This window comes from Nocardia sp. GP40, from assembly GCF_050434125.1.
GTDB lineage: Bacteria > Actinomycetota > Actinomycetes > Mycobacteriales > Mycobacteriaceae > Nocardia > Nocardia albiluteola.
Genome location: NZ_JBNPVW010000004.1, coordinates 510492 through 536297 on the forward strand (window position 1 = coordinate 510492; position 25806 = coordinate 536297).

At 67.7% G+C, this 25806-nt stretch carries 23 protein-coding genes and 1 tRNA gene; 16 read left to right on the forward strand and 8 right to left on the reverse strand.

Annotation, left to right across the window (positions count from 1 at the left end; translation table 11 throughout):
* Nucleotides 1–73 precede the first annotated feature (73 nt).
* The 3 genes from ABH933_RS15505 to ABH933_RS15515 all read left to right on the forward strand — a co-directional run bounded on the left by ABH933_RS15505 (nt 74) and on the right by ABH933_RS15515 (nt 2846).
* Nucleotides 74–754, forward strand: coding sequence for a hypothetical protein (locus tag ABH933_RS15505; protein WP_429425389.1), 681 nt, complete (start codon nt 74–76; stop codon nt 752–754).
* Between the two features lie 137 nt (nt 755–891).
* Nucleotides 892–1917 (forward strand): hypothetical protein, encoded by a 1026-nt coding sequence (locus tag ABH933_RS15510; protein WP_429425387.1) that lies wholly within the window; start codon nt 892–894, stop codon nt 1915–1917.
* Entirely contained in the window at nt 1914–2846 is a 933-nt protein-coding gene (locus tag ABH933_RS15515) for an AMP-binding protein (protein WP_429425385.1), read from the forward strand. Before ABH933_RS15510 ends, ABH933_RS15515 begins: the two co-directional genes overlap by 4 nt.
* 28 nt (nt 2847–2874) lie before the next feature.
* Here ABH933_RS15515 and ABH933_RS15520 read toward each other — a convergent pair.
* The 3 genes from ABH933_RS15520 to ABH933_RS15530 form a co-directional block, all read right to left on the reverse strand.
* Nucleotides 2875–2945, reverse strand: a tRNA-OTHER gene (locus ABH933_RS15520).
* A 202-nt stretch (nt 2946–3147) separates the two neighbouring features.
* The gene (locus ABH933_RS15525) at nt 3148–4371 is read right to left on the reverse strand and encodes an acyl-CoA dehydrogenase family protein (RefSeq protein WP_429425383.1); all 1224 of its coding nucleotides are present in this window, start codon (nt 4369–4371) and stop codon (nt 3148–3150) included.
* A 66-nt stretch (nt 4372–4437) separates the two neighbouring features.
* A complete protein-coding gene (locus ABH933_RS15530) occupies nt 4438–5823 on the reverse strand; it encodes an acyl-CoA dehydrogenase family protein (protein ID WP_429425381.1) in 1386 nt (461 codons plus the stop codon).
* A 549-nt stretch (nt 5824–6372) separates the two neighbouring features.
* Between ABH933_RS15530 and ABH933_RS15535 the strand changes: the two genes are divergently transcribed.
* Entirely contained in the window at nt 6373–7728 is a 1356-nt protein-coding gene (locus ABH933_RS15535; protein WP_429425379.1) for an alpha/beta fold hydrolase, read from the forward strand.
* Nucleotides 7729–7743: 15 nt separating this feature from the next.
* On the opposite strand, the gene ABH933_RS15540 is transcribed toward ABH933_RS15535, so the two are convergent.
* The 3 genes from ABH933_RS15540 to ABH933_RS15550 form a co-directional block, all read right to left on the reverse strand.
* Nucleotides 7744–9174, reverse strand: a complete 1431-nt coding sequence (locus tag ABH933_RS15540) for an ArnT family glycosyltransferase (RefSeq protein WP_429425377.1) — start codon at nt 9172–9174, stop codon at nt 7744–7746.
* Nucleotides 9175–9272: 98 nt separating this feature from the next.
* Nucleotides 9273–10139 carry a histidinol-phosphatase gene (hisN, locus tag ABH933_RS15545; protein WP_429425375.1) on the reverse strand — a complete coding sequence of 289 codons (867 nt, stop codon included), beginning with the start codon at nt 10137–10139 and terminating at the stop codon, nt 9273–9275.
* 70 nt (nt 10140–10209) lie between these two features.
* Complete coding sequence (locus ABH933_RS15550; protein WP_429425373.1) at nt 10210–11019, reverse strand: SDR family oxidoreductase; 810 nt, start codon at nt 11017–11019, stop codon at nt 10210–10212.
* A 341-nt stretch (nt 11020–11360) separates the two neighbouring features.
* On the opposite strand from ABH933_RS15550, the gene prfB reads away from it, so the two are divergent.
* The 11 genes from prfB to ABH933_RS15605 all read left to right on the forward strand — a co-directional run bounded on the left by prfB (nt 11361) and on the right by ABH933_RS15605 (nt 22636).
* Nucleotides 11361–12476 carry a peptide chain release factor 2 gene (gene prfB / locus ABH933_RS15555; protein ID WP_215922653.1) on the forward strand — a complete coding sequence of 372 codons (1116 nt, stop codon included), beginning with the start codon at nt 11361–11363 and terminating at the stop codon, nt 12474–12476.
* A gap of 134 nt (nt 12477–12610) precedes the next feature.
* A complete protein-coding gene (locus tag ABH933_RS15560) occupies nt 12611–13468 on the forward strand; it encodes a mechanosensitive ion channel family protein (protein WP_215922654.1) in 858 nt (285 codons plus the stop codon).
* Complete coding sequence (locus tag ABH933_RS15565; protein WP_429425370.1) at nt 13455–13613, forward strand: hypothetical protein; 159 nt, start codon at nt 13455–13457, stop codon at nt 13611–13613. The genes ABH933_RS15560 and ABH933_RS15565 overlap by 14 nt, the downstream gene beginning before the upstream one ends.
* A gap of 72 nt (nt 13614–13685) precedes the next feature.
* Nucleotides 13686–14375: a cell division ATP-binding protein FtsE gene (gene ftsE / locus ABH933_RS15570; protein WP_429425369.1), complete on the forward strand. Its 690-nt coding sequence runs from the start codon at nt 13686–13688 to the stop codon at nt 14373–14375.
* Nucleotides 14375–15280, forward strand: a complete 906-nt coding sequence (ftsX, locus tag ABH933_RS15575; protein WP_429425367.1) for a permease-like cell division protein FtsX — start codon at nt 14375–14377, stop codon at nt 15278–15280. The genes ftsE and ftsX overlap by 1 nt, the downstream gene beginning before the upstream one ends.
* A 342-nt stretch (nt 15281–15622) precedes the next feature.
* On the forward strand, nt 15623–17974 hold the full coding sequence (locus tag ABH933_RS15580; protein WP_429425365.1) for an arylsulfatase: 2352 nt from the start codon (nt 15623–15625) through the stop codon (nt 17972–17974).
* A gap of 48 nt (nt 17975–18022) precedes the next feature.
* Complete coding sequence (locus tag ABH933_RS15585; RefSeq protein ID WP_429425595.1) at nt 18023–18928, forward strand: formylglycine-generating enzyme family protein; 906 nt, start codon at nt 18023–18025, stop codon at nt 18926–18928.
* Nucleotides 18929–19088: 160 nt separating this feature from the next.
* Nucleotides 19089–19280: a hypothetical protein gene (locus ABH933_RS15590; RefSeq protein ID WP_429425363.1), complete on the forward strand. Its 192-nt coding sequence runs from the start codon at nt 19089–19091 to the stop codon at nt 19278–19280.
* 141 nt (nt 19281–19421) lie between these two features.
* On the forward strand, nt 19422–21644 hold the full coding sequence (recQ, locus tag ABH933_RS15595; protein WP_429425361.1) for a DNA helicase RecQ: 2223 nt from the start codon (nt 19422–19424) through the stop codon (nt 21642–21644).
* A 458-nt stretch (nt 21645–22102) separates the two neighbouring features.
* Complete coding sequence (locus ABH933_RS15600; protein ID WP_215922661.1) at nt 22103–22324, forward strand: hypothetical protein; 222 nt, start codon at nt 22103–22105, stop codon at nt 22322–22324.
* Nucleotides 22325–22387: 63 nt separating this feature from the next.
* On the forward strand, nt 22388–22636 hold the full coding sequence (locus ABH933_RS15605) for a hypothetical protein (protein WP_429425358.1): 249 nt from the start codon (nt 22388–22390) through the stop codon (nt 22634–22636).
* Nucleotides 22637–22645: 9 nt separating this feature from the next.
* Here ABH933_RS15605 and ABH933_RS15610 read toward each other — a convergent pair whose 3' ends face one another.
* Both ABH933_RS15610 and ABH933_RS15615 read right to left on the reverse strand, forming a co-directional pair.
* Nucleotides 22646–24358 (reverse strand): 3-ketosteroid-delta-1-dehydrogenase, encoded by a 1713-nt coding sequence (locus ABH933_RS15610; RefSeq protein ID WP_429425356.1) that lies wholly within the window; start codon nt 24356–24358, stop codon nt 22646–22648.
* A 226-nt stretch (nt 24359–24584) separates the two neighbouring features.
* Entirely contained in the window at nt 24585–25013 is a 429-nt protein-coding gene (locus ABH933_RS15615; RefSeq protein WP_429425354.1) for a MarR family winged helix-turn-helix transcriptional regulator, read from the reverse strand.
* 87 nt (nt 25014–25100) lie between these two features.
* Between ABH933_RS15615 and ABH933_RS15620 the strand changes: the two genes are divergently transcribed.
* Nucleotides 25101–25742 (forward strand): MBL fold metallo-hydrolase, encoded by a 642-nt coding sequence (locus ABH933_RS15620; RefSeq protein ID WP_429425352.1) that lies wholly within the window; start codon nt 25101–25103, stop codon nt 25740–25742.
* Nucleotides 25743–25806 lie beyond the last annotated feature (64 nt).

Here is a 25806-nt window from a genome sequence, read left to right on the forward strand (position 1 = left end):
GACGTCGTGCCGCTCGGCGGACCCGCCGGGCGCGGCCGGATTCACCGGGTGCGGCCGCGGGTACTGCCCTAGGGTGATCAACACGCGTATTGCCGCCTTGACCGCTTTGCTGCTGCTGGTTGCGGGATGCTCCACGGCCACGAACCAGCAGCAGCGCCCCGACCCCGCCACCACGCCCGTGCCGTCGTCGTCCGCGATGCCGACGACGTCGGCGGGCAGCGCTCCGGCGCGCGGGGCGAGCTATGCCGACGTGCTCGCCTGGGTGCAGGCGGGGCGCGCGGCCGATGCCGAGCAATTCCGCACCGCCAAGGCGCCGGACGGCACCGCCACCACGCTGCACAAGGATGTCGCGTTGAACAGCCCGACCGGAAAGATCAAGTGCATCACCGACTTCGACGACTCCGTGCCGGGGCTGTCCTGCCTGGTCGAGCTGAAGAATCCGCCGAGTAAGCCAGCGGGCAACGACGAGGGCGAATTCATCGCGGGCTGGATCTATTACACGGGCACGCAGGCCACCGTCGGCTCGCTGCACGGTGACCCGGGGCCGTTCGTGCGCGGTTACGGCAATCAGCTTGCGTACGGATCCCGGGTCAGCGCAGGCGATTACACCTGCCGCATGGACACCGCCGGGCTGTTCTGCGTGAACCGATCGACGCGATCGGCTGTCGCACTGAGCGATGCGGGTGTCGTGCCCTTCGGCTGTCTCCGAAGGCAGACGCCCACACAGGATGTCGGGGAGCTTTACGGATGCTGACGCCGCGGAAGCATGTTACATCGAATGGTGTCATGTTACGCTGACCGGCGTCATATCGCCAGGATCTTCCCCGCCGATCAGCCACCGGCATCCGATCCTGCGCGGTGGTTCGACCTGCGCGAAATATAGGAAGTCTCATGCGTAACCGGCAGTTCGGTGGCAGTGTGCGAGGTCTGTGGTCCGATCTGGTTCCGGGAGTGGTGTATTCGGAATCGGCGAGCGAGGCACCCGGAAATATCTTGGGACGCATCAGTTTTGCGACCGGACCGGCCGCCCCCGATCTGGTCGACGGTGCGCCGCACATGACCGCGCATGTCGCGACCTGGATCGACCTTGTGGCCGAAGAGATTTGGCGAACCACGCTACCGGTGCGCAGCGGTGTGGTCGGTGACGCGGTCTTCGCCGAGGACGGCGAGTATCTCTTCTACGCCGCACGCCTGGGGCCGGAGCCGGTGTATCGGGCGCCGGTGCGCGAGCTGTACGAATCCGCGCTGCGTTTCGCCTGGGAACACGGCTATACCGACCTGGTCCGGATGTGGAACTTCGTCGGCGGCATCGGCGGTGCCAATGCGCAGGGCACCGGGATCTATCCGGACTTCTGTGCCGGGCGGGCCGAGGCGCTCGCCGCGTGGGGGGAGCAGTTCCCGGGCGTGCCCGCCGCGGACGGGATCGGCACGCTCACTGCGGGAGTCGATCTCTGCTATCTCGCCACCAAACCGGGCCGGACCATTCAGGTGGAGACTCCACCACAACCACCGGCCCGCGAAAACCGTTGGCGCCGTGAGCCGCAGCGGCGCAGCAGAGCGCGCGCCACCTATCTCAGGGAGCACGGCGCGGGCAGCCTGTTCGTCTCGGGCACCGCCGGCCTGGTCGGCGAGAACGCCGTGCACGCGGACGACATCGCGCGCCAGACCGTGCAGACCCTGCGCGACATCGATACGCTCGTCGGTGACTACAACCTGAGCCGGTACGGGCTGGACGGCGACGGGTACGCCCTGCGGAACATGGATCAGGTCAAGGTCTATGTGCGCGACAGCAGGCACGTTCCCGTTGTCCGCGACATCTGTTCGCTGGTGTTTCCGGCCGATTCCGAGGTCGTGTATTTCAATGTCGATGTCTCCCGGGCGGATCTACTGGTGGAGATCGAAGGGGTGTGCCGGTGATCGGCGTACCCGCCGATGCGCCCGCCGCACCGTCGGAACCCGTGGGCACCGGCAACCTGGCCGGATGGCTGGAGGATCTGGCGCGCGGTTCCGGCTGGCTCGAGCGGACCGCATATATCCAAGGTGCACACCGCTTCACGTACGGTGAGCTCTACGCTGAGGCCTGCCGGAGAGCGGAAGCGCTACGGAGGCTGGGTGTTTCGCGTGGGTCCCGGGTGCTGCTGGCGCTGCCCGACGGAATCGATTTCGTGACGACATTTCTCGCCGTTCTGCGCGTCGGCGGGGTGGCGATTCCGGTCGACGAACAGGACTCCGACGGCGAACTGCGCGATGCCGAGCGGGCCGCCGAGGCAACGCTGGTGGTCGCCGGAGTCGCGGTGCGCGAGGCGTTCGAGGGCCACACCGTGACGTTGCGGGATCTGGGGGATCCGGGTGAGCGGGTCGACGGGGACGCGGGCCCGGAACCGATGGCGGCGGACGACCCGGCCTTCGCGGTGGTAACGGCCGGTGCCGCCGGGGCGCGGCGACTGCGTTTCCATTCGCACGGCGCCGCGGTGCGGGTCGATCGGGCGACCGAGGACGTCCTGGCGGTGAGCGAGGGGGAGGTCTGCTACAGCGCTGCGCCCATGCATCTCGAGTACGGCCTGGGCAATGCGGTGCTGCTGCCGCTGCGGCGCGGCGCCGCGGCGGTGCTCACGCCGCAGCGCCCGGACGAGGGGCTCGCCCTGTCGATCGTGCTCCTGCATCGGGTCGGCGTGTTCTGTGCCGAGCCGGTTTTCTACGCCCGCATGCTGACCCACCCCCATGCTGGTCGGCTGAGCCGGCTGCGCCTGGCGTTGGTCGTCGGCCAGAAGCTGCCGCTGTCGCTGGCCGAGCGGCTGCGCCGCATGCTCGGGCGGCGCCTGGTGGACCTGTTCGAGATCGGCTGACCGACCGACGCTTCCGAGACGTTGTGGGCCGTGAAGGCAGGGATCGAACCCGCGTCCTCCCACTCGATCTGGGAGCTCTACCAGCTGAGCTACTCCACGGCGGAAAAACTATATCTCGTGTCGCACAACGGTTTTTCAGGTTTCGCCGATCCCCTCGGAGTCGGCCGCGGAACTACGGGGCCGAGGAGGCAGCAATCGAACCCGCGGCCGCCCAATTGAATCGTGGGTGCTCTACCGGCTGAGCTACTCCCCCGGCCGCGGATACGATATCCAACCTCGCCCAATGCCTTCCGTGCGTGGACTACTTCAGCTTGTCGCTGGTCAGCCCCAGCACCCGGCGGGCGACGATGAGCTGCTGGATCTGCTGGGTGCCCTCGAAGATGTCCAGGATTTTGGAGTCGCGGCCCCACTTCTCCAGCAGGGTGCGCTGGGAGTAGCCCACCGCACCGGCCAGCTCGACCGCCTTCAGCGTCACGTCGGTGCCCATGCGGCCCGCCTTGGCCTTGGACATCGACGCCTCGAGGGAGTTGGGCTTCTTGTTGTCGGCCATCCAGCCCGCACGCAGCGACAGCAGGTAGGCGGCCTCCCAATCGGCCTCCAGGCGAAGGAATTCCGCGGCGGCGGCGGACTGGTTGTTGGCCGGGACGTCGTAGGAGATCTCCACACCGGCCTCGGCGAGGATGGTGCGCAGCTCCTCGAGGGCGGCGCGGCCGACGCCGACGGCCATCGCGGCGACCAGCGGGCGGGTGTTGTCGAAGGTCTGCATGACCCCGGCAAAGCCCTTCTCCACGTTGACCTCGGGGCTGCCAAGGATGTTGTCCTTGGGAATCCGGCAGTCCTCGAGCCGCAGCTCGGCGGTGTCGGAGGCCTTGATGCCGAGCTTGTGCTCGAGCCGGGCGACGGTGAGGCCCTTGGCATCCCGCGGCACCACGAACGACTTGATGGCCGCGCGGCCCTTGCTCTTGTCGACCGTGGCCCACACCACGATGTGGGTAGCGCGCGAGCCCGCGGTGACGAAGATCTTGGTGCCGTTGAGCACCCACTCGTCGCCGTCCAGGACCGCGGTGGTGGTGACCGCGGCCGAATCGGAGCCGAAGGACGGCTCGGTGATGGCCATCGCGGCCCACACCTTGCCGAACCGCTCGAGCTGCTCGTCGGTGGCCACCGCCGCGATCGCGGCGTTGCCCAGGCCCTGGTAGGGGATCGAGAGCATCAGGCCCACGTCGCCCCAGGAGGTCTCGAGGGCATTCAGCAGCGCGGACATGTTGCCGCCGTTGGAATTTCCGAGCAGCTCGGTCGCGTGGACGTCGCCCTCGGCCTTGCGGCCGCCGGTGGCCCCGGAGATGTCCTGGGTGCCGGAATCGGCCAGGCCCTCCACCATGGCGGCCATGGTGTCCAGCTCGACCGGGTAGTCGTGTTCGGCGAGATCGTATTTGCGCGAGGCCGGGCGGAAGATCTCCGCGGCGACCTGGTGGGCCTGGTTCGCGCTGGCCCGCAGCTTCTTGGGAAGTTCGAGATTGATCATGACATTGGCTCCGTCAAAGGTCTTGGGGCATCGAGGTCTCGGGTCTCGGGGGCTGAACCCCCCACGTCAGACCAGCACCACACCCTCGGCGACGCCGATGGCCCGCAGGTCGCGGTACCAGCGTTCGACCGGGTGTTCCTTGGTGAAGCCGTGGCCGCCGAGCAGCTGCACGCCGTCCAGGCCGATCTGCATGCCCTTGTCGGTGGCCAGCTTCTTGGCCAGCGCGGCCTCGCGGGCGAACGACAGGCCCTGCTCGGCGCGCGAGGCACCGCGCAGCGTCACCAGCCGCGTGCCGTCGAGCTCGATCGCCATATTGGCGACCATGAACGCGACCGCCTGCCGGTGCGAGATCGGCTCGCCGAACGCCTCGCGCTCGTTCACGTACGGAATCACGTAGTCCAGCACGGCCTGGCCGGTGCCCACCGCGAGGGAGGCCCAGCCCAGTCGGCCCAGGCGCACCGCGTCGGCGTAATCCTCGGCGCGCTGTGCCGAATCGCCGTCGCCGAGAAGGGCTTCGGTGGGCACGGCGACATTGTCCAGGAGCAGCCGGCCCAGGCCTGCCGCGCGCAGGCCCATGCTCGGATCGGCCTCGATCACCACGCCGGGGGTGTCGGATTCGACGACGAACAGCGCCGGGCGACCGTCGAGTTCGGCGCCCACGATGAACAATTCGGCGTCGCCCGCGGCCGGGACCAGGCTCTTGACGCCGTTGAGGCGGTAGCCGCTGGGGGAGCGGGTGGCCTTGGTCTGCAGCGCGAACGGATCGAACAGTGCGCGGGGCTCGCTGATGACGACGCTGGACTGCGGCACGTTCTCACCGGTGAACGCGCCCAGATACGTCTTCTGCTGTGCGTCGGTGCCCCACTGCGACAGTGCGACCGCGACGCCCGAGGGCGCCAGGATCGGCAGCGCCAGGCCCATGTCGCCGTGCGCCAGCGCCTCGGCCACAAGGGAATTGGTGACCGCGCCCCGCTCGGAGGCCGCACCCTCGAGCTCCTCGGGCACGTTGATCAGCGTGATGCCCAGCTCGGCGGCGCGCTCGAGCAGATCGCGCGGGGCCATGGCGGTGCCGTCGGCGTCGTGCGCGGCCGGGCGCAGGATCTCCGCGGCGAAATCGCGCACCGTCTCGACGATCATCTGCTGCTCGTCGGAGGGGGTGAGATCGAAGTAGTCCTTGCGGCGAGACTCGTTGGCCGGCAGACGCTGGGGCTTGCCGCCGCCGGAAACCTTGGCGAACGCGCGAGTCGCGGCGCCCAGGGTGCGGAAACCGGTCTTGGTGCTCTCGTACGTGATGCGGTCGATGGGGCCCCGCAGGTTGTACTTCTCGGCCAGTTCCGAGCCCGTGATGGTCGACATGACCCGCATGGCCGCGCCCATCCAGTCGCGCTTGACCGGGTTCAGGCCGACGGCCGAATCCGGACGTCGCCTCGTTGCGGTGTCTCGAGTGCTCATGGTCACCAGTCTTCTCGGTGGGGTGGGGGTGATCGGGTCGTTCCCAGCATCTTACTTTCGAGTAAGTCTATCTTACTCCAGAGTAAGAACATCGTCGAGCGTGAATTACTTCGCCGCGATCCGCGCCACAATGGCGGCTGGGCGGTGCCGCGGCGAGCCCGCGTCCGACCGAACGGGCGGTGTGCGCCCCGGTGCGGGTGCGTCGTGGGTGGCGTGCCAGTGCGGCCCGGCGACGGCGCGATGTGCGGCACGGGGAAGGGGAGCGTGGGGTGGTCGGGACGGCGCCCATCAGGTGGGTAAACATCTCGACCGGCACACCCGTGGAACGAAGCAGGGCCCGGTGGGATTCGCGGCGATCCGATACGGTTTTCGGAGAATGGGCTGCACGGAGGGCGAATTCGGTTGCTGGTGAGACTTATCCGATGGGTGGCATGGGCCGCGGTGCTCGTCGTTGCGGCGGGGATCCCTGGGGCGGCACGGGATTCGGCGCCCGATCCGCAATGGTTCGCTCATCAACGGCCGCAATGGAAATCGTGCGGTATCGACGATATGGACAGTGCCGGTGGGCAGTGCGCCCGCATCATGGTTCCACTCGACTACGCACACCCCCTCGGCAACGCCGTGCCCGTGGCGATTTCGCGGGTTCCGGCGACCGATCCGGCGCACCGGCGCGGCGTGCTGTTCGCGAATCCCGGCGGCCCGGGCGCGAGCGGGCTGGACACGATGGATCTGCTCGGCGATGTGCTGAGCCCGGATGTGCGGGCGCACTACGACCTGATCGGATTCGATCCGCGCGGCGTCGGCGCGTCCGTGCATGCGGGCGGCTGCGGCTGGCCGGTCGGCGAAATGGTGCGGTCGGCCGGATCGACCCTCGAGGGCTTCCTGCAGGATTCGGGGGTCGCGGGGCGCATGGCGGTCGGCTGCCTGCGCGACGATGCCTCCCGGACGCGGCAATTCACCACCCGCAATACGGCCCGGGACATGGATGTCGTGCGAATGGTGCTGGGGGAGCCGCGAATCAGCTACTACGGCGTTTCGTACGGCACCTACCTGGGTGAGGTGTACGCACAGATGTTTCCCACCCACAGCGATCACCTGGTGCTCGACAGCGTCATCGATCCGGACCGGTACTGGGAAGGGACGGTGGAGGATTGGGGCCCGGCCGACGAGGCGGCCCTGGACGACTGGGCGCGATGGGCCGCGCCCCAGGACGGCACATACCATTTCGGCGCGACCCCGGCCGCCGTCCGGGCGACGATTCAGAAATTGCTGGCCGACGCCGCCGGTCACTCGATCGTCATCGACGAGTTCAAGCTCGACGATCACTGGCTGCCGTTCATCCTGCACAACGAGCTCGACAACGTCCATCTGAACCGGACTCTGGCCGACATCGTCCGCGAAATCGCAGACGACGCAACGGGTCCACCCGTCCACGCCCGCTCACAACAGTTGAAGGCGATGCTCACCGCACTGCGAGACGGCGAGGATTCCGCGTTGGCCGAGATCACCTGCGGCGACGCGCCCGCGCCGCGGGACCCTGCCTGGTACTGGGAGAAGATCCAGGCGTCCCGTTCGACGCAGCCCGTCTTCGGCGCGCTCGCGGAAAATATTCAACCGTGCGCGTTCTGGCCCGAGCCCGTGGAACCCAAGACGCGCGTGCGCAATTCGGTGCCCGCGCTGATCCTGGGGGCCACGGGTGATCCGCGCACGCCGTACGAATACGCGACGCGGCTGCATCGGGACATGTCCGCCTCGCGCCTGGTCACCCTGCAGGACGTCCGCATCCACATGACGTTCCGGCCCGATCTCAGCACCTGCGTCGATGATGCGATCAACAGCTATCTGTCCGGGGGCGGCCTGCCCGACCGGGATATGGTGTGTCGCGCCGACAAAGTGCCGCAATAGATTTCGCGGCGCAGCTCAACCCAGGTGCTCGAGATGCGGCCAGAGGAACGACCACGAATAGCCCGGGGCGCACACGAACAGGGGGGCGTGCTGTTCGTGGTTGTGCAGGCCCAGGCCGTTGTCCAGCCGCCCCGCCGGGGTAAGGGTGCTGCATATCCGGTGTAGCTGCGCCACGTTGGTGATGCCGACGGTGAGAACCGGAGCCGAGCCCGGGGGCGGTCCCCACCACCAGTACGAATTGTGGCCGCTGTACGGGGTGGGCAGGTGGTAAGGGCCGCCGAAGCGCTCGATGGCGGCCGCCTCGCCGTAGTTGTCGGTGAGCAGCTGGGCCTGCGGGGCGAATCGTGCCCGGGCGGCGGCGATCTGACGGACATAGGTGGGCCAGCCGATGGTCTCGACCGCATCGGAATTGATTGCCAGCAGTATGCCGTTGCGCTGCGCGGTAACCGCCACGACGGGCAGGAACAGCACTGCCGAGACCGCGGCGTTCAGCGCGAGCGCGGCCGCCACCGCCGCCCACCAGCGCCGGTGTTCGCCCAGCCATCGCGCGACCGGAACCGCACCGGCCGCCAACAGGATCGGATACATGCTGCCCAGGTAGTAGGCTTTGGCGGTGGTGACCAGATACACCACGACGAGCAGCGCGTAACTCACCGCGAAAGCCCGGTAGCGGCGTTCGCGCCACAGCAGCCACAGCCCGAATCCCCACAGCGGCACCGACAACGGCCCCATCAGCCCGAACTGCAGCGCCGCGAACTGGGGCCTGGTATTCGAGGTGCCCGAGGAGCCGCCCGCGATCGCCCGGCCCATCGTCAGCTGCGGCCACCCGTTGTGCGCCTGCCACCACAGATTCGGCAGCCAGATCGCTACCGCGATCGCGACGGCTGCGGCAAAGTACCAGGTGGCGAACGCCTTTCGCGGCCCGGTCAGCAGCAGTCCGGCCACCAGCGTGACCACCGGAAAGATCAGCAGCGTCTTGTTCTGCAGCCCGAGGCCGACCAGCACCCCGACCGCGAGCCACCAGCGATAGTCCGCCCGCTCGCGCACCAGGCGCATGACCACCAGCGTGACGAGCGCGAAGAACGCGAGATCGAACACCTCCGTGTTGAGTGTGTGCCCGGCCCCCATGAGCAGCGCCGCCGAGGCCGTCGTCCCCGCCGCCAGCGCCCGCGCCCCGCGCCCGCCGCCCATCTCGCGCGCCATCAGTCCCGCGCAGACGACCACCACCGTCGCCGCGACGATCGCCGGAATCCGCAGCAGCACCAGCGAATCCGGATCGATGGCCGCCATCGCCCGCGCCAGCATCGGCGTCAGCGGCGGCTGGTCCGGATACCCCCAACTCGGATGCCGCCCCGCCGCCAGGAAATACATCTCGTCCCGGTGATACCCGTACCGATCCGCGAACGCGCCCAGCGTCACCGCGAAAACACCGGCAATCCACCACATCCCACCACCCTTGCATTCCAACCCCGCCTGGCCCAGGGGTTTACGAGGATGCACGCACCGCCGGTCCTGACAACGCGGTGACCATGGGGACTCCGGCGTTACCCCCGCAGGCGGGACAGGACCTGCTCGTGGATCAGGCCATTGGTCGCCACGGCACTGCCGGAGTGCGGGCCGGGGGTGCCGTCCAGGGCGGTGAACGCGCCGCCGGCCTCGCGGACCAGGATGTCCAGCGGGGCCAGGTCCCAGAGCGAGACCTCCGGTTCGGTGGCGATGTCGACCGCGCCCTCGGCCAGCAGGCAGTAGCTGAAGAAGTCGCCGTAGCCGCGGGTGCGCCATACCTCGTCGGTGAGCCCGATCAGCTGATCGCGCAGCCCCAGATCGCGCCAGCCGGACAGGCTGGAGATCGCCAGGCTGGCCGAGGCGAGCTCGGGCACCGCGGACACCGAAATTGCCTGCGGCTCGGCCGCTTCCACGCTCATCCAGGCACCGGAACCGGCCCCGGCCCACCAGCGCCGGGCCAGCGCGGGCGCACTGACCACGCCGATGACCGGAACGCCGTCCTGCAGCAGCGCGATCAGCGTCGCCCAGATCGGCACCCCGCGAACAAAGTTCTTGGTGCCGTCGATCGGGTCGATCACCCACTGCCGGCCGGCGAATTCGGGGCGGCCGCCGAACTCCTCGCCCAGCACCGCATCCTCCGGGCAGTACCGCCCCAGCGTCGCGCGCAGCGCCTTCTCGACCGCCAGGTCCGCATCGGAGACCGGTGTCAGGTCCGGCTTGCTGTCGACCTTCAGATCCAGCGCGCCGAAGCGGGCGCGGGTGATCGCGTCGGCCTCGGCGGCCAGGCGCAGGGCCAGATCGAGATCGGTGGCGAGATCCGGGGCCGGATCGTCGGGGCGCACGGCGGGATCCGGATCTGCGGGCGGGCGAAGGTCGGAATTCCACTCGCCGGAGGGGTCGGTCATTGATGTGACAATACCGCCGCCGGAATCCGGACCGATCGGGCGATGCCGGCCCGGCCGCTGTGGCGCCATGTCAGCTCTGCGGAATGCTCCAGACCGCGGGCCAGTCCGTGCCGCGCAGCGCCGCGTCCATGCCGCCGTCGCAGAAGATCACCGACCCGACGATGAACGACGCGCGCTCGGACAGCAGGAAGGTCACCAGGTCGGCGACCTCCTCGGGCCGCCCGGCCCGGCCCACCGGGGTGGCGGCCACGAACTGCTTCATCGCCTCCCCGACGCGCGGGTCGTCCTGGCCCTCCCGGGTCATCGGGGTGTCGATCACGCCCGGGGCGATCGCGTTGAGGCGGATGCCCTCGCGGATGTACTCGGCCGATTTCGTGCGTGCGTACCAGGCCAGGGCGGCCTTGGTCGCCGGGTAGGCGTGCACGGAGGCCAGCTCGCCGAGCGAGTGCGCCAGCTCGCGGGCGGCGTCCTCCTGCCCGGCCAGGCACGCCTGCGCCAGCTCGACCGGCCAATTCGGCTGGACCGTCGTGGAATTCGACGCCACCAGGATCACCGCGGCCGACTCGGACGCGCGCAGCAGCGGCCGCACCCCCTCGAGCACGGCGATCGCGCCGAAGTAGTTGACTGAGACGACCAGCTCACCCGGGCGGCCCTGCGCCGGGGCCACGCCGGCGAACGGCAGGAACCCATCGAGCACGCCTTCGCTCAGGCGGGTGATCTCCGCGACGGCGTGCGCTCGCCCCTGCGCGGTGCTCAGATCGGCGGTGACCTCGGCATTGCGCAGGTCGACCCCGATCACCCGGTGCCCGGCCTTACTCAGCTGCTCGGCGACCGCCGCGCCGATACCCGACGCGCTGCCCGTCACTGCGATGACACTCACGACTTCGCCTCGCTGGCGCTCGGCTCCGTCGTGCGTGTCGCACGCAGGCTCATTTTCGCCTCGCTGGCGCTCGGCTCCGTCGTGCGTGTCGCACGCAGGCTCATTGGTTCACTCCGCTTCGCTCCGCTCACTGATCCTCCTCGTTCCCGACGAACCAAGCCCACATCATCGAAGACCCGACCGGGCCGCATACGGGAGCGACTCACTGAGTGGGACAGGATTGCCCGCGATGACTGCGTCCGCGACCGCGCGCCGCGCTCGCCCGTCCGCGCCGGACCGACCTGCGCCCCGGTGGGCCTGGTATTTCATGGCCCGACCACGGCCCGGTAGATTGGGTTCTCGTGCATCCTGATGTGACCGCTGATCTCGCCGAACTCGACACGACCCTCAAGACCGTGGAGTCGGTGCTCGATGTCGAGGAGCTGCGCCGCCGCATCGATGAGCTCGAGCATCAGGCCGCCGATCCGGACCTGTGGAACGACCAGGAGCATGCGCAGCAGGTCACCAGCGAGCTCTCGCATGCCCAGGGCGAACTGCGCCGGGTCACCGATCTGCGCCAGCGCCTGGACGATCTGCCGGTGCTGTACGAGCTCGCCGAGGACGAGGAGGGCGATACCCGCACGGCCGCGATCGCCGACGCGGACGCCGAGCGCGCGGCCCTGCACGCCGATGTGGAGGCGATGGAGGTGCGCACGCTGCTCTCGGGCGAGTACGACAAGCGCGAGGCACTGGTCAACATTCGTTCCGGGGCGGGCGGCGTGGACGCCGCGGACTGGGCGCAGATGCTGATGCGCATGTACGTGCGCTGGGCCGAGCGGCACAAGTACGGCGTGGAGATCTACGACACCTCCTACGCCGAGGAGGCGGGCATCAAGAGCGCCACCTTCGCGGTCAAGACGCCGTACGCCTACGGCACGCTGTCGGTGGAGATGGGTACGCACCGGCTGGTGCGGATCAGCCCGTTCGACAACCAGGGCCGCCGCCAGACCTCCTTCGCCGAGGTCGAGGTGCTGCCCGTGGTCGAGACCACCGACCACATCGACGTGCCCGAGGGCGATATCCGGGTGGACGTGTACCGCTCCTCGGGTCCCGGTGGCCAGAGCGTCAACACCACCGACTCGGCGGTCCGCATCACCCACATTCCCACCGGCATCGTCGTCACCTGCCAGAACGAGAAATCGCAGCTGCAGAACAAGATCTCGGCGATGCGCGTGCTACAGGCCAAGCTGCTCGAGCGCAAGCGGCAGGAGGAGCGCGCGCAGATGGATGCGCTCAAGACCACCGAGGGCGCGTCCTGGGGCAACCAGATGCGCTCGTACGTGCTGCACCCCTATCAGATGGTCAAGGACCTGCGCACCAACTACGAGGTGAACAATCCGACCGCGGTTCTCGACGGCGATATCGACGCGTTCATCGAGGAGGGCATCCGCTGGCGGATGCGCCAGGACAGCGAATAGGTGCCGATAATCACTCGATCTCCGGTATTCGTCATGTCGCCAATCACGGCACAATCACGACGTTTCGGGCTGCGCGAACTCCGTAGTACCCTGTTGGACGTGTGTTCGGGTGGCAGCATGAGAGATTCGGGTAGATGACGATGATTCTGGCCGAGTCGACGGGTGCGCAATTCACGGACTGGGCCCGCGGCAGCGGTCTCGAGATCGTGTTGCTGATCATCGGGATGATGCTGTTCAGCCGTTTCGCGACGTTCGTTCGTGATCGGATCACCCGCAAGATCGACGCCTCGTTCACCAGCAGCGATTCGCTGGTGCGCTCCGAGGCGGCCAAGCATCGGCACGCGCTGGCGCAGGTCGTCACCTGGGTGATCCTGTCCCTGGTGTACTTCCTGGTCGCGCTGGAAGTGTTGAAGCGCTTGGGCTTTCAGCTCAGCGGGCTGGTGGCCCCGGCCGCGGTGCTGGGCGCCGCGCTGGGTTTCGGCGCACAGCGCATCGTGCAGGATCTGCTGGCGGGCTTCTTCCTGATCACCGAGCGGCAGTACGGATTCGGCGATGTGGTGAGCATCGCGATCACCGGCCAGTCGGTGCCCGCCGAGGGCACCGTGGAGGACGTCACACTGCGCATCACCACGCTGCGCAGCGCCGACGGCGAGGTGATCCACGTGGCCAACGGCGGCATCGTGAAGGTCACCAATCTGTCCAAGGACTGGGCGCGCGCGGCCATCGACGTGCCGGTCCCGGTCACCGCGGATATCAACAAGGTCAACGAGATCCTGCGCGACGTGGGCGCCAAGGCCTTCGCCGATCGCAAGCTCAAGGCGCTGCTCTTGGACGAGCCGACGGTGATGGGCCTCGAGGACCTCACCATGGATCAGATGAACATCAGGATGGTTGCCCGCACGCTGCCGGGCAAGCAGTTCGAGGTCGGACGCGAGCTGCGAGTGCGGGTGGCGGCGGCGCTGCGCCTGGAGGGCATGAGTGAAACTGCGTAAATCGACCACGATCCTGATCTCGGTCTGGGTGGCGACCTTCGTTTTGTACGTATTCGTCAAGCCCACTACGCCGGATCACAGCGGCTTCTCGCCGATTGCCAATACCATTCCGAAATCAATGATTACGTCCACATCCGCCAAGTGACGTCTATGTGACACGGAATTCACAGGTGTGCGGGCGCGGGTGCCCTCGCTTTGCTGGTTACACTGGCTCCCCGTGATCACCCTGCGGAACGTCACCAAGTCATACAAGACCTCGACGCGTCCGGCGCTGGACAATGTTTCGGTCGAGGTCGCAAAGGGCGAGTTCCTGTTCATCATCGGACCGTCCGGTTCGGGCAAGTCGACGTTCATGCGGCTGCTGCTCAAGGAGGAGCGCCCCACCGACGGAGAGATCCACGTCGCGGACTTCCGGGTGGACCGCCTGGCCGGGCGCAAGGTGCCCAAGCTGCGCCAGCGCATCGGCTGCGTGTTCCAGGACTTCCGGCTGCTGCAGCAGAAGACCGTCGAGCAGAACGTGGCCTTCGCCCTCGAGGTGATCGGCAAGAACCGCAAGTTCATCACCCGCGCGGTGCCCGAGGCGCTGGACCTGGTCGGCCTGTCCGGCAAGGCCGACCGGCTGCCCAGCGAGCTGTCCGGCGGTGAGCAGCAGCGGGTCGCGATCGCGCGGGCCTTCGTGAACCGGCCCCTGGTGCTGCTGGCCGACGAGCCCACCGGCAACCTCGACCCCGATACCAGTCAGGACATCATGACCCTGCTCGAACGCATCAACCGCACCGGCACCACGGTGCTCATGGCCACGCACGACAACCACATCGTCGACGCGATGCGCCGGCGCGTGGTGGAGTTGGATCGCGGCCGCCTGGTGCGCGACGAGGCGATCGGCGTGTACGGGGTGGGCCGGTAATGCGCGCGAGCTTCCTGTTCGGCGAGGTCTTCAACGGCCTGCGCCGCAACGTCACCATGACCATCGCGATGATCCTGACCACCGCCGTCTCGCTGACCATGCTCGGCGGCGGTCTGCTGGCGGTGCGGATGGCCGACAAGACCGAGCAGTATTTCCTGGACCGGCTCGAGGTGCGGCTGTATCTGGACGACGCGATCTCCGCGAACGATGTGGACTGTTCGCAGGATCCGTGCAAGACCCTGCTGGCGGATCTGAAGCAGAGCCAGGGCGTGGTGTCCGTGCAGTACCTGAGCCGCGCCGACGCGATTCGCGAGGCCAAGGAGAAGACCTTCAAGGACCAGCCCGAGCTGGCCGCCTACGTCGCGCAGTCGCCGCTGCCCGCCTCGCTGCGGGTGAAGATGACCAACGCCGACCAGTATCCGCACATCCTGCAGGCGTTCCAGGGACGGCCCGGGGTCGGATTCGTGCGCAACGACAAGGACATCGTCGACCGGCTGGTGAGCCTGTTCGACGGGCTGCGCAACGCGGCGTTCGGTCTGGCGGTGCTGCAGGCGTTCGCGGCGATCCTGCTGATCGCGAACATGGTGCAGATCGCGGCGTTCACCCGGCGCGAGGAGGTCGGCATCATGCGGCTGGTCGGCGCGAGCCGCTGGTACACGCAGTTGCCGTTCCTGCTGGAGGCGGTGGTCGCCGCGGTGGCCGGTTCGGTGCTGGCGGTGCTCGGCCTGCTGACCGCCCGCCCGCTGGTGATCGACCGCGCGCTGGGTTCGCTGTTCGAGTCGAAGGTGTTCCCGCGCATCACCGGCGACGACGTCACGATTGTGGCCATGACGATCATCCCCGTCGGCATCGTGTTCGCCGCGGTGACCGCCTACGGCACCCTGCGGTATTACGTGCGCGAGTGAGCAGGCCCGGTTCGAGACTCGCGCCGGCCTGTTTTTGCTCTACATCACCGACCGCTCCGGGCTCTTGTTCGGGCACTTCTTGATCTGAATCCCGCCCCGTCGGTATTCTCAATGGGTATCCAATGTGTTGATCAGCGGGTATCCGGGACGTCTGGTCGCGGAAAGCATCGGCGCTGCACGTTGATTCGAACACTCATGACATCCCAGCCGTATCGCCGGAGCTGGGAGCGCTGGTCCAGGTATCGACTTTGCTCCGATTCTCGTCTGCACGGGTTCCCGGTGTGAGTCCGAGGCCTGGTCCCTCGACGGCGAGCCGACAGCTTTCCTTCCCGGAGGTGGGCGATGGCCGAGCAGTTTGCAGGACATGTCGCACTCGATATCCGTGATTCGGTCGCCGACTGGCGGCCCTTCGCCGAGCCGACCGCGCCGAAGGGCGCGCCGAATGTGCTGTATCTGGTGTGGGACGATATCGGGATCGCTACCTGGGACTGCTATGGCGGTCTGGTCGATATGCCGAATATGAAGCGCATCGCCGATCGTGGCGTGCGGTTCACGCAGTTCCACACCACCGCGCTGTGTTCCCCCACCCGTGCCTCGCTGTTGACCGGGCGCAATGCGACCTCGGTCGGTATGGCGACCATCGAGGAATTCACCGACGGGTTCCCGAACATGTGCGGCCGGATACCGGCCGAGACCGCATTGTGCTCCGAGGTGCTCAGCGAGCGTGGATGGAACACGTACGCGGTCGGAAAATGGCATATGACACCGCTGGAGGAGGAGAATCTGGCGGCGTCGAAGCGGCATTGGCCGCTGGGGCGCGGGTTCGAACGGTTCTACGGATTCCTGGGCGGCGAGGCCGACCAGTGGTATCCGAACCTGGTGTACGACAACCACCCGATTTCCCCGCCGTACGCACCGGAGGACGGGTACCACCTGTCGAAGGATCTGGCTGACAAGACGATCGAGTTTATTCGTGATGCGAAGGTGATCGCGCCCGATAAACCGTGGTTCATGTACCTGTGCCCGGGTTGTGGGCATGCGCCGCACCATGTGGCGCGGGAATGGGCCGACCAGTATCTCGGCCGGTTCGACATGGGCTACGAGAAGTATCGCGAAATCGTCCTCGAGAACCAGAAGCGCATGGGCCTGGTGCCGGAGAACACCGAGCTGTCGCCCATGAATCCGTACGTGAACGTCACCAGTGCCGACGGCAAACCGTGGCCGGTGCTGGACACCGTGCGTGAATGGGAATCGCTGTCAGAGGACGAGAAGCGGCTGTTTCGGCGGCAGGCCGAGGTGTTCGCCGGATTCCTGACTTACACGGACGCGCAGATCGGCCGGCTGCTGGATTATCTCGAGGAAAGCGGCCAGTTGGATAATACGATCATCGTCGCCTTCTCGGACAACGGCGCCAGCGGCGAGGGGGGTCCGAACGGCTCGGCGAACGAGATGAAATTCTTCAACGGCTATATCGACACGATCGACGACGGTTTGGCGAAGATCGACGAGCTGGGCTCGCCCGCCACCTACAACCACTACAGCATCGGGTGGGCGATGGCGTTCAACACCCCCTATAAGCTGTACAAGCGGTATGCCTCCCACGAGGGCGGCATCGCGGATCCGTGCCTGATGTCGTGGCCGGCCGGGATTTCGGCCCGCGGTGAGGTGTGCCACCAGTACCTCAATGTCTGCGATATCACCCCGACTGTCTATGAACTGCTCGGCATCGCGACCCCGGGCATGGTGAAGGATGTCCCTCAGCGCCCCTTGGAAGGGGTCAGCTTCCGGGCGCTGCTCGATGACCCGGGCGCGGACGCCGGAAAGCACACGCAGTTCTATTCGATGCTGGGTACGCGCGGGATATGGCATCGCGGGTGGTTCGCCGACGCCATTCACGCGGCATGCCCGTCGGGTTGGGGGCATTTCGACACCGACCGCTGGGAGCTGTTCCACCTCGAGCAGGACCGCAGTCAGGTGCACGACCTCGCCGGTACTCACCCCGGCCTGCTGGAACAGATGAAGGTGCTGTGGTTCTCGGAGGCCGGGAAATACAGTGGGATGCCACTGAACGACCTCGACTTCATCTCGATGATGACGCGCTACCGCCCGACATACGCCGCCGATCGGGACAGCGCTGTCTACTATCCAGGAATCGCCGAGGTGGGACCGGGTGCGGCGCTCGAGATCCGGGGACGTTCGTTCGCTCTGCTCGCCGAGACGACAATCGCCAGCCAGGACGCGCAGGGGGTGCTGTTCGCCCACGGTGGGCGGCTGGGCGGGCATACTCTGTTCGTCCGGGAGGGCCATCTGCACTACATCTACAACTTCCTCGGCGAGGAGGAACAGGCGATTGTTTCCGATCGCGAGATACCGCTCGGCGATCACATCCTCGGGATCCGGTACGAGCGCCGCGGAACTCGGCCCGACAACTTCACGCCCACGGGTGAGGCCATCCTCTACATCGATGAGAGGCCCGTGGGCTCCCTCGATGACATGCGAACCCAACCCATCGTGTTCTCCGGCGTCGGGGAGGGAGTCCGTGTGGGCCGCGACGGCGGTCAGTCCGTGACCGCGCAGTACCGGTCACCGTTCCCGTTCACCGGAGGAATCGTGCACCAGGTCATCGAGGATGTGAGCGGAAAGCCGTACCAGGATCTGGAAATGGCGGCGGCGGCGGCCTTTTCGCGCGATTGAGGGGACGATCCCGTGGCGACCGCGATCCGCGACAATATCCGGCGTGGCATGGTCCGGATACCGGGCGGCGACTTCGCCATGGGATCGGAGGACTTCTTTCCCGAGGAGCAGCCGGTGCATCGGGTGCGGGTCGATTCGTTCTGGATCGACGCGCACCCGGTGACCAACGTCGCCTTCCGGCGATTCGTGAAGGAGTCCGGATACGTCACCGTCGCCGAACGTTGTCCCGCGGCCGAGGACTACCCGGGTGCGGAGCCGGAGAACCTGATTCCGGGCGCGTTGGTATTCCGGCCCACCAAGGCAGCAGTGCCGCTGGACAATTGGCGTCGGTGGTGGCGGTATGTGCCCGGAGCCTGCTGGCGTCACCCGCGTGGACCGGACAGCGCTCTGGACGGGCTCGACCGTCATCCGGTCACCCAGGTTGCCTACGAGGATGCTGCGGCGTATGCGGCATGGGCCGGTAGGCAGCTACCGACCGAGGCCGAATGGGAGTACGCGGCCCGTGGTGGACTGGATGCGGCCACCTACGCGTGGGGTGACGATTTCGAACCCACCGGACGGCGTTTGGCCAATGTCTGGGTCGGCGCATTCCCTTGGCAATTCCATCCGGGTCGAGGGCAGGCGTCCGAACCCGGCACGACGGCGGTCGGCGCCTATGCTCCCAATGGCTACGGTCTTTACGATATGACCGGAAATGTGTGGGAGTGGACCGCCGACTATTTCCGTCCCGGGCACCGGGCGCGGATATGCTGTGCCCCAAGCAATCCGAGCGCGGATATCTGTGAATCCGCGGTTGCGCAACGGTTTCCGCGCCGTGCCGTCAAGGGCGGCTCGTATCTGTGCGCGGCCAACTATTGCCTGCGTTATCGGCCCGCCGCCCGGCAGCCTCAGACCGAGGACACCGCCACCTGCCACCTCGGTTTCCGCTGCGTCGTGCGCGATGTATCCACCTGAACGGTGGATAGCGTACGCGCTTCGGAACATGTTCGGTATCGATGTAATGAGCCTTTTTGGGAGCCGGTCAGGGTACTAAAGCCCATTGTCTCGGCTCCCGCTCGAGAGGAGAGTAGTCATTTGGTCGGGTTTCGCGCTCGCTCAGCAAAGGATGGTTGAAATGTCTACGAAAGTTTCCTCCGCGCTTGCCGCGCTCGCAATTGTCATTTCCGTACTGGCCCTGGCTCCGGCCGCTTCGGCCGCTCCGGCCGCTCCGGCCGCTCCGGCCGTACCGACAGCAACACCCGTGGGGTCGGTGGCGTTCTGCTTCACCATTCCGTTGGGAGTATTCGCTTTCAGCATCTGCATCTGACATCGGAACGCACTTTCCGGACGCGGGGTCGCCTCGCGTTGCGGCGGTTCTGTGATCCGGAGGTGTGGCGAAGCGGGTCCGTTCGATGAGTCGGAGTGCGGGTGTCGAGTGGGGGTGGTGCCGCCGGCCGGGCTCCGTAGGATGTCGGGGGTGACCTCCGAGACGCTCGAAACGCCCAGTGCCCAATCCGGTGTGGAACCCGATGCGGCGCAACAGGTTTTGCAGCGGGTCTTCGGATACGAGAGTTTCCGGGGGCAGCAGCACGACATCGTGAGCCAGGTCATCGGGGGCGGCGATGCGCTGGTACTGATGCCGACCGGCGGCGGAAAGTCGCTGTGCTACCAGATTCCGGCGCTGGTGCGGCCCGGGGTCGGGATCGTCGTCTCCCCGCTGATCGCGCTGATGCAGGATCAAGTCGACGCACTGAACGCGGTGGGGGTGCGCGCGGCGTTCCTCAACTCCACCCAGTTCCCCGACGAGCGGCGCACCGTGGAGGCCCAGCTGCTGGCCGGCGAGCTCGATCTGCTCTATCTGGCGCCCGAGCGGCTTCGCCTGGAGTCGACCCTGCAGCTGCTCGAGCGGGCGAAGATCGCGCTGTTCGCCATCGACGAGGCGCACTGCGTCTCGCAGTGGGGGCACGACTTCCGGCCGGAGTACCTGGGGCTGTCGGTGCTGCACGAGCGCTGGCCCACGGTGCCGCGCATCGCGCTGACGGCCACGGCCACCGAGAAGACCGCGGCGGAGATCGCCGAACGCCTCGACCTCGGCGGCGCACGACATTTCGTCTCCAGCTTCGACCGTCCCAACATCCAGTACCGGATCGAGCCGAAGAACCGCGCCGAACAGCAGCTGCTCGGTTTCATCAGCACCGAGCACGCCGGAGACGCGGGTATCGTCTACTGCCTCTCGCGCAATTCGGTGGAGAAGACCGCGGAATTCCTCAGCCGCAACGGTGTCGAGGCGGTGCCATATCACGCCGGGCTCGACGCGCGTACCCGCGCGACCAATCAGTCGCGGTTCCTGCGCGAGGACGGCCTGGTCGTCGTCGCGACCATCGCGTTCGGCATGGGCATCGACAAGCCCGATGTGCGCTTCGTCGCCCATCTCGACCTGCCGAAGTCGGTGGAGGGCTACTACCAGGAGACCGGTCGCGCGGGCCGCGACGGCGCGGCCTCCACCGCGTGGATGGTCTACGGCCTGAACGACGTTGTGCAGCAACGCAAAATGATCGACTCGTCCGAGGGCGACGCCGCCCACCGCCGCCAGCTGCAGCTGCATCTGGACGCGATGCTCGCGCTGTGCGAGACGGTGCAGTGCCGCCGCACCCAGCTGCTGGCCTACTTCGGTCAGCAGGGGCAGCCCTGCGGTAACTGCGACACCTGCCTGAATCCGCCCGAATCGTGGGACGGCACGGTGGCCGCACAGAAGGCGCTCTCGACGGTGCTGCGCCTCAAGCGCGAGCGCGGGCAGAGCTTCGGGGCCGGGCACATCGTCGACATCCTGATCGGCAAGTCGAATCCGAAGGTGGTGCAGCACAAGCACACCGAACTCAAGGTCTTCGGGGTGGGCGCCGAGCTGCGCGACGTGGAGTGGCGCGGGGTGATCCGCCAGCTGCTGGCCCAGGGGCTACTGGCGGTGCACGGCGATTACGGCGTGCTGACCCTCACCGAGGCCAGCGAGGAAGTCCTGTTCAAGGGCCGCACGGTGGCGCTGCGCCGCGAGCCCGAGCGCGCCACGGCGGCAAAGACGCCGCGCGCCAAGGCATCTCGCCCGGTGGCGGCCGATCTGGCCCCGGCCGACGCGGGCTTGTTCGAGCGCCTGCGCGCCTGGCGTGCGGCGACCGCCAAGGAACAGGGTGTGCCCGCGTACGTCGTATTCCACGACGCGACCCTGCGCGAGATCGCCTCCCGCAAGCCCGCAACCCTGAGCGAGCTCGGCGGCATCAGCGGTATCGGCGAGAACAAGCTCACCAAATACGGTGCGGGCGTGCTGGATACGGTCGCGGGGGAGCAGGGTGAGTCCGCCGCCGAGGGGAGTCGTCCGCGTACCGGCTCATCGGGCGGCGACAGCCCGCGTGCGGCTGATCCCGTCTCGCCGCCCCCCGTCCGGGACGAACCACGCGCGGATGCAGCGCGGCAGTCCGGCGTCACAGGGCAGCGCCCGACCTCGAATCCGCGCGCCGCCGCCCCCGCTTCGCGCGCCGCAGCTTCACCTTCGCGCGGTTCAGCCCCAGCCTCGCGCGGTGCGGCCCCGGCGCGGCGGCAATCGAGCCCGGCGCGCACGCCCGCCACCGAGCCGCACCCGTGGAACGACGAGCCTCCGCCGGATTGGGACTTCGAACCCCCGCCGGACGACATGTACTGACCGTCAGCATGCCGCGAGCACGCATCGTGCAGGAAGGGCATCCCCGTCGATAGGGTGTTCACCCGCTGTACCGCATCGGAACTCGGAGGGGAGTCACGGTGTCGTCATCGGCCGACCGGAAGTTGTTGCGCAAGGGCGCCATCGAGGATGGGATTCTCGAATTCGGCCAGCGTGGAGCGGATGTGCGTCCGGCCCCGGAATCGCAGTGGGCCTGAACGGCGGTAGTCGATCGAATCTCGGCCGGCCACGACCAGCTCGCCCGCACGACGCGGCATGTACTGCATCCGCACTGGTGGGGAGAAGTCGATGGAGTGCTCACCCGCTGTACCGCATCGGCGCTGGAAGGCGGAAGTCAGCGGTGCCCTCGCTGCCCGTACCGTACCGGCGCGGGAGGGGGAATCTGTGTGGCTCGTCGCGAATCCGTTTATCGGGACCGGGTTCGTGGGTAACGTTCTGGCATGACGCTCGGTAACGACGATGTGATCGGCGTGCAGGGTGCCGTCGAGGTGCCGCCCCTTGCCGTGGCGGAGGTCACGGAGGCGCATCCGGGCCGGCACCTCCGCAATTCCCGGCTGTGGCCGCGGCGGGAGACGCTGGGCCGCCCGCGCACGTCGACGCTGGCGTTGTCGGGCGCGTGGATAGCGGTGCTGGCCCTGTATCTCGAGGTGCGCCCCGGCTGATCCGGCACGACTCCCGGCCCCATCATGCCTCCGAACGAACGTCGGATTGGTTAACGTTCGGTCATGGTGCATCACAACCATCACCACGATGACGACGCCGGTGGTCAGTCCGGGGGACCGGACCAGAATGATGCGCCGGACGTCGACACCGAGCCCGCCCACACCCGCGTCCGGGACGGTGGCGTCGAGGCCGGATGGTTGCGTCCGCGCGCCTATCGGGCGCTCGGACGCCCCCGCATCTCGACGATCGTGCTCCTGGTCCTGTGGATCGCGGTCCTGGTGCTCTATCTCGAGATGCATCACCCGGGGTGAACCCCGAGGTCAGGCCGGAACGGCCACCCGCGCGGCGTGTTCGGCGATGATCCGGCCGAAGACCAGGCCCTGGCCGATCGTTGCGCCCGCGCCCGGATACGTCGCTCCGAAGACGTTCGCCGCATTGTTCCCCAGGGCGTACAGCCCGTCGATCACGCTGTCGTCCTCGCGCTGCACCCGGCCGTGCCGATCCGCGCGCAGGCCACCGCAGGTGCCCAGGTCGGACAGGACCACGCGCACCGCGTAAAGCGGTCCCGACACCGGTCGCAGGTTCGGATTCGGCGTCACCGTCGGGTCACCGTAGTAACGGTCGTACGCGCTCGCACCGCGGGCGAAGTCGTGATCCACACCGCTGCCGGCGTTTTCGTTGAACCGTGCCACCGTCTGGACGAAGGCGTCCTCGGGCAGTCCGGCCGAGCGCGCCAGCTCCGCGGGCGTCAAGCCCTTATGTGCGATGCCCGCGTCGAACCAGGCCCGCGGGAGGGCCATGCGCGGATACAGCGCGCCGGCGAAGACATAGCTGTTGCGGTAGCGCTGGTCGAATATCAGCCACATCGTGCCGACCGGATCTCCCGCGCGTTCGCGCGCCTGCAACTGCTGGCCGAAGGACATGTAGTCGGTGGCCTCGTTGATGAACCGGTTGCCGCCCGCATCGACGATGAAGGAGCCGGGCAGTGACCGCTCGGCGAGCAGCACCTGCGGCGCACGCCCCGGCAGCGGCGCGACGGCGGGGAACCACCACGACTGATCCATCAGGGCCACATCCGCACCGAGCTGCTGCCCCGCCTTGATCCCGTCGCCGGTGTTGCCCTCGCTGCCCAGGCTCCACCCCGCCTCGATCTGCCGGGTCTGCAGCGCGTGCCGCATGGCGATGTCGTGGTCGAATCCGCCGGTGGCCAGGACGACGCCGCGACGCGCGGTCACCTCGACGGTGCGTCCGTCCTGTTCCAGCACCGCCCCGGTGACCCCGTCGGCGTCCCCGACGAGCCGCACCAGTGAGGTCCGCGTCCAGACGGGAATTCCGGCGCGCACCACGCCGGCGAAGAGCCCTGCGGCCAGCGCCTGGCCCCCGGCCATGTACTCGCGACCGAACAGCTGGCCGCCGATGCCCTGAATCGCGCGCTTGAGAATCGTGCGGATTCCGCGACCGGGCTTGCGCGCCACCAGGTTCATCCACTTGTAGTCCGCGCCGGTCACCGGCATCGGCACCGGCGCGGCCATCAGTCCGGGCCGCAGCCGCGGCCGTTCGGCGCCCAAGACGGCGGCGTCGAACGGACGACACTCACAGGTCCGCCCGACCGCCGACCCGCCCGGCAGCTCGGGGTGGTAGTCCGAATAGCCACGGGCCCAGAGGAACTTCATCGGCGTGGTGCGCTGCAACATCTCGACCGTGCCCGGGCCGTATTCGAGGAACGCGCGCCACCGCTCGGCGTCGGTCGAATCACCCACCGCCGCCTCGACATAGGTGGCCGCCTGCTCCGGCGAGTCCGGGGAGCCGGACCGGGCCAGCAGCGGGCTCGCGGGAATCCAGAACGCCCCACCTGAGCGCGCCGTCGACCCGCCGACATAGTCGGTCTTCTCGACGATCAGCACGTCGAGCCCGTGTTCCTTGGCGGCCAGTGCCGCCGACATTCCGGTCCCCGATCCGATCACGTGCAGATCGACGGTCGTGCTCCGCGCGACCGGCCCCGCTGCCGGCCCTGTCGTAGATGTGAGTGTCATGCTCGCCAGTCTTCTGGAGCCGCGCGCCCAACACCGACTCCAGTTCCGCTGGTCGGATGTGGATCTGCGCACCGGAAGATTTCGTTCGAATACTGCGCATCGGCCGAGCATCCGGGAATTCGGGCGGCACGAGCCAGGCTCAGCAGCGGATATCAGTGCGCCAGGATGGCTGCGAGGTGGCGCTACGGCATCGATGGTCAGGGTCTCGAGCAGGGCGCTGTCCTGATCACCGTCGCGGTCCGTTCATGTGGGTGGTGAGGCGGGTCAGTAACGGTACGCAGTCCCGCAGCTGCTGCTGCTCGTCCGGGGTGAGCGCGGCGTGGATGGCGCTGTCGAGTGAGGTGGCGCGCTGGATACGTTCGCGCCGCAGGCGGGCACGGCCGGCATCGGTGATGTACAGCAGGTGCTTGCGGCCGTCGTCGGGGTAGGGACCGGTACGCACCAAGCCGCTGCCGAGCAGCTCCTTGACGGACTTGGCGGCCGACTGATGCGTCACGTTACGCCGGTGCGCCAGTTCGGCGGTGGTGTGCGGGCCATCGCAGTCGAGGTAGCCGAGGATGGCGGCTTCTCCGGGAGGCGCGGTGTCGATGAGCCGCACGGCGCGGACCAGAGCACCGATCGCGTGCCGCAGATCGTCGGCGAGTGCGTCGTTCACCACTCCACCCTATCCCCATAGTTCAACTCGGTTGTACAATCGAGTTGTACATATTGGTTGTATTGTTTGGAAACCCTGAGGAGCCTCATGCAGCTCACCAAGTTCGGTCATGCCTGCGTCCGTGTCGAAACCGACGGCCACCGCCTGGTGATCGACCCGGGTGGCCTCACCGATCCGCAGGCGGTGGAAGGCGCCGACGCGGTCCTGGTCACCCACGAACATTTCGATCACTTCTCCGAAGAGACGCTTCGCAAAGCCGCACAACAGAATCCGGCCCTGCGGATCTGGACCAACACCTCCGTAGCCCGCAAGCTGGACGGCCTCGGTGCGCGAGTCACCGCCGTCGGCGAGGGCGAGATATTCACCGCGGCAGGCTTCGAGGTGAAGGTGTACGGCGCCTGGCACGCAATCATCCACCCCGACGTCCCACGTGTCGGCAACATCGGGTTCCTGATCGACGACGCCCTGTTCCATCCCGGCGACGCCCTCACCGTCCCGGACGTCGCTGTCGATACCCTGCTGCTGCCCGTACACGGGCCCTGGTCCACCACCGGACAGCTGATCGACTACGTGCGGGAGGTGGCCCCACGCCAGGCCCTCGCCGTCCACGACGGCGCACTGAACGACATCGGCTCGGCGATGGTCGCCGGCTTCCTGGGCGACAACGGCCCCGGCATCGGCGCCCCGTACCGTCGCATACCCTCCGGCACGGTCGCGACCATCCCGTAATGCCGCTGGGCGGGCGCCGGGCAGGGCCAACGCTGGGCACCGGAAGATTTCGTCCGGTCCCGGT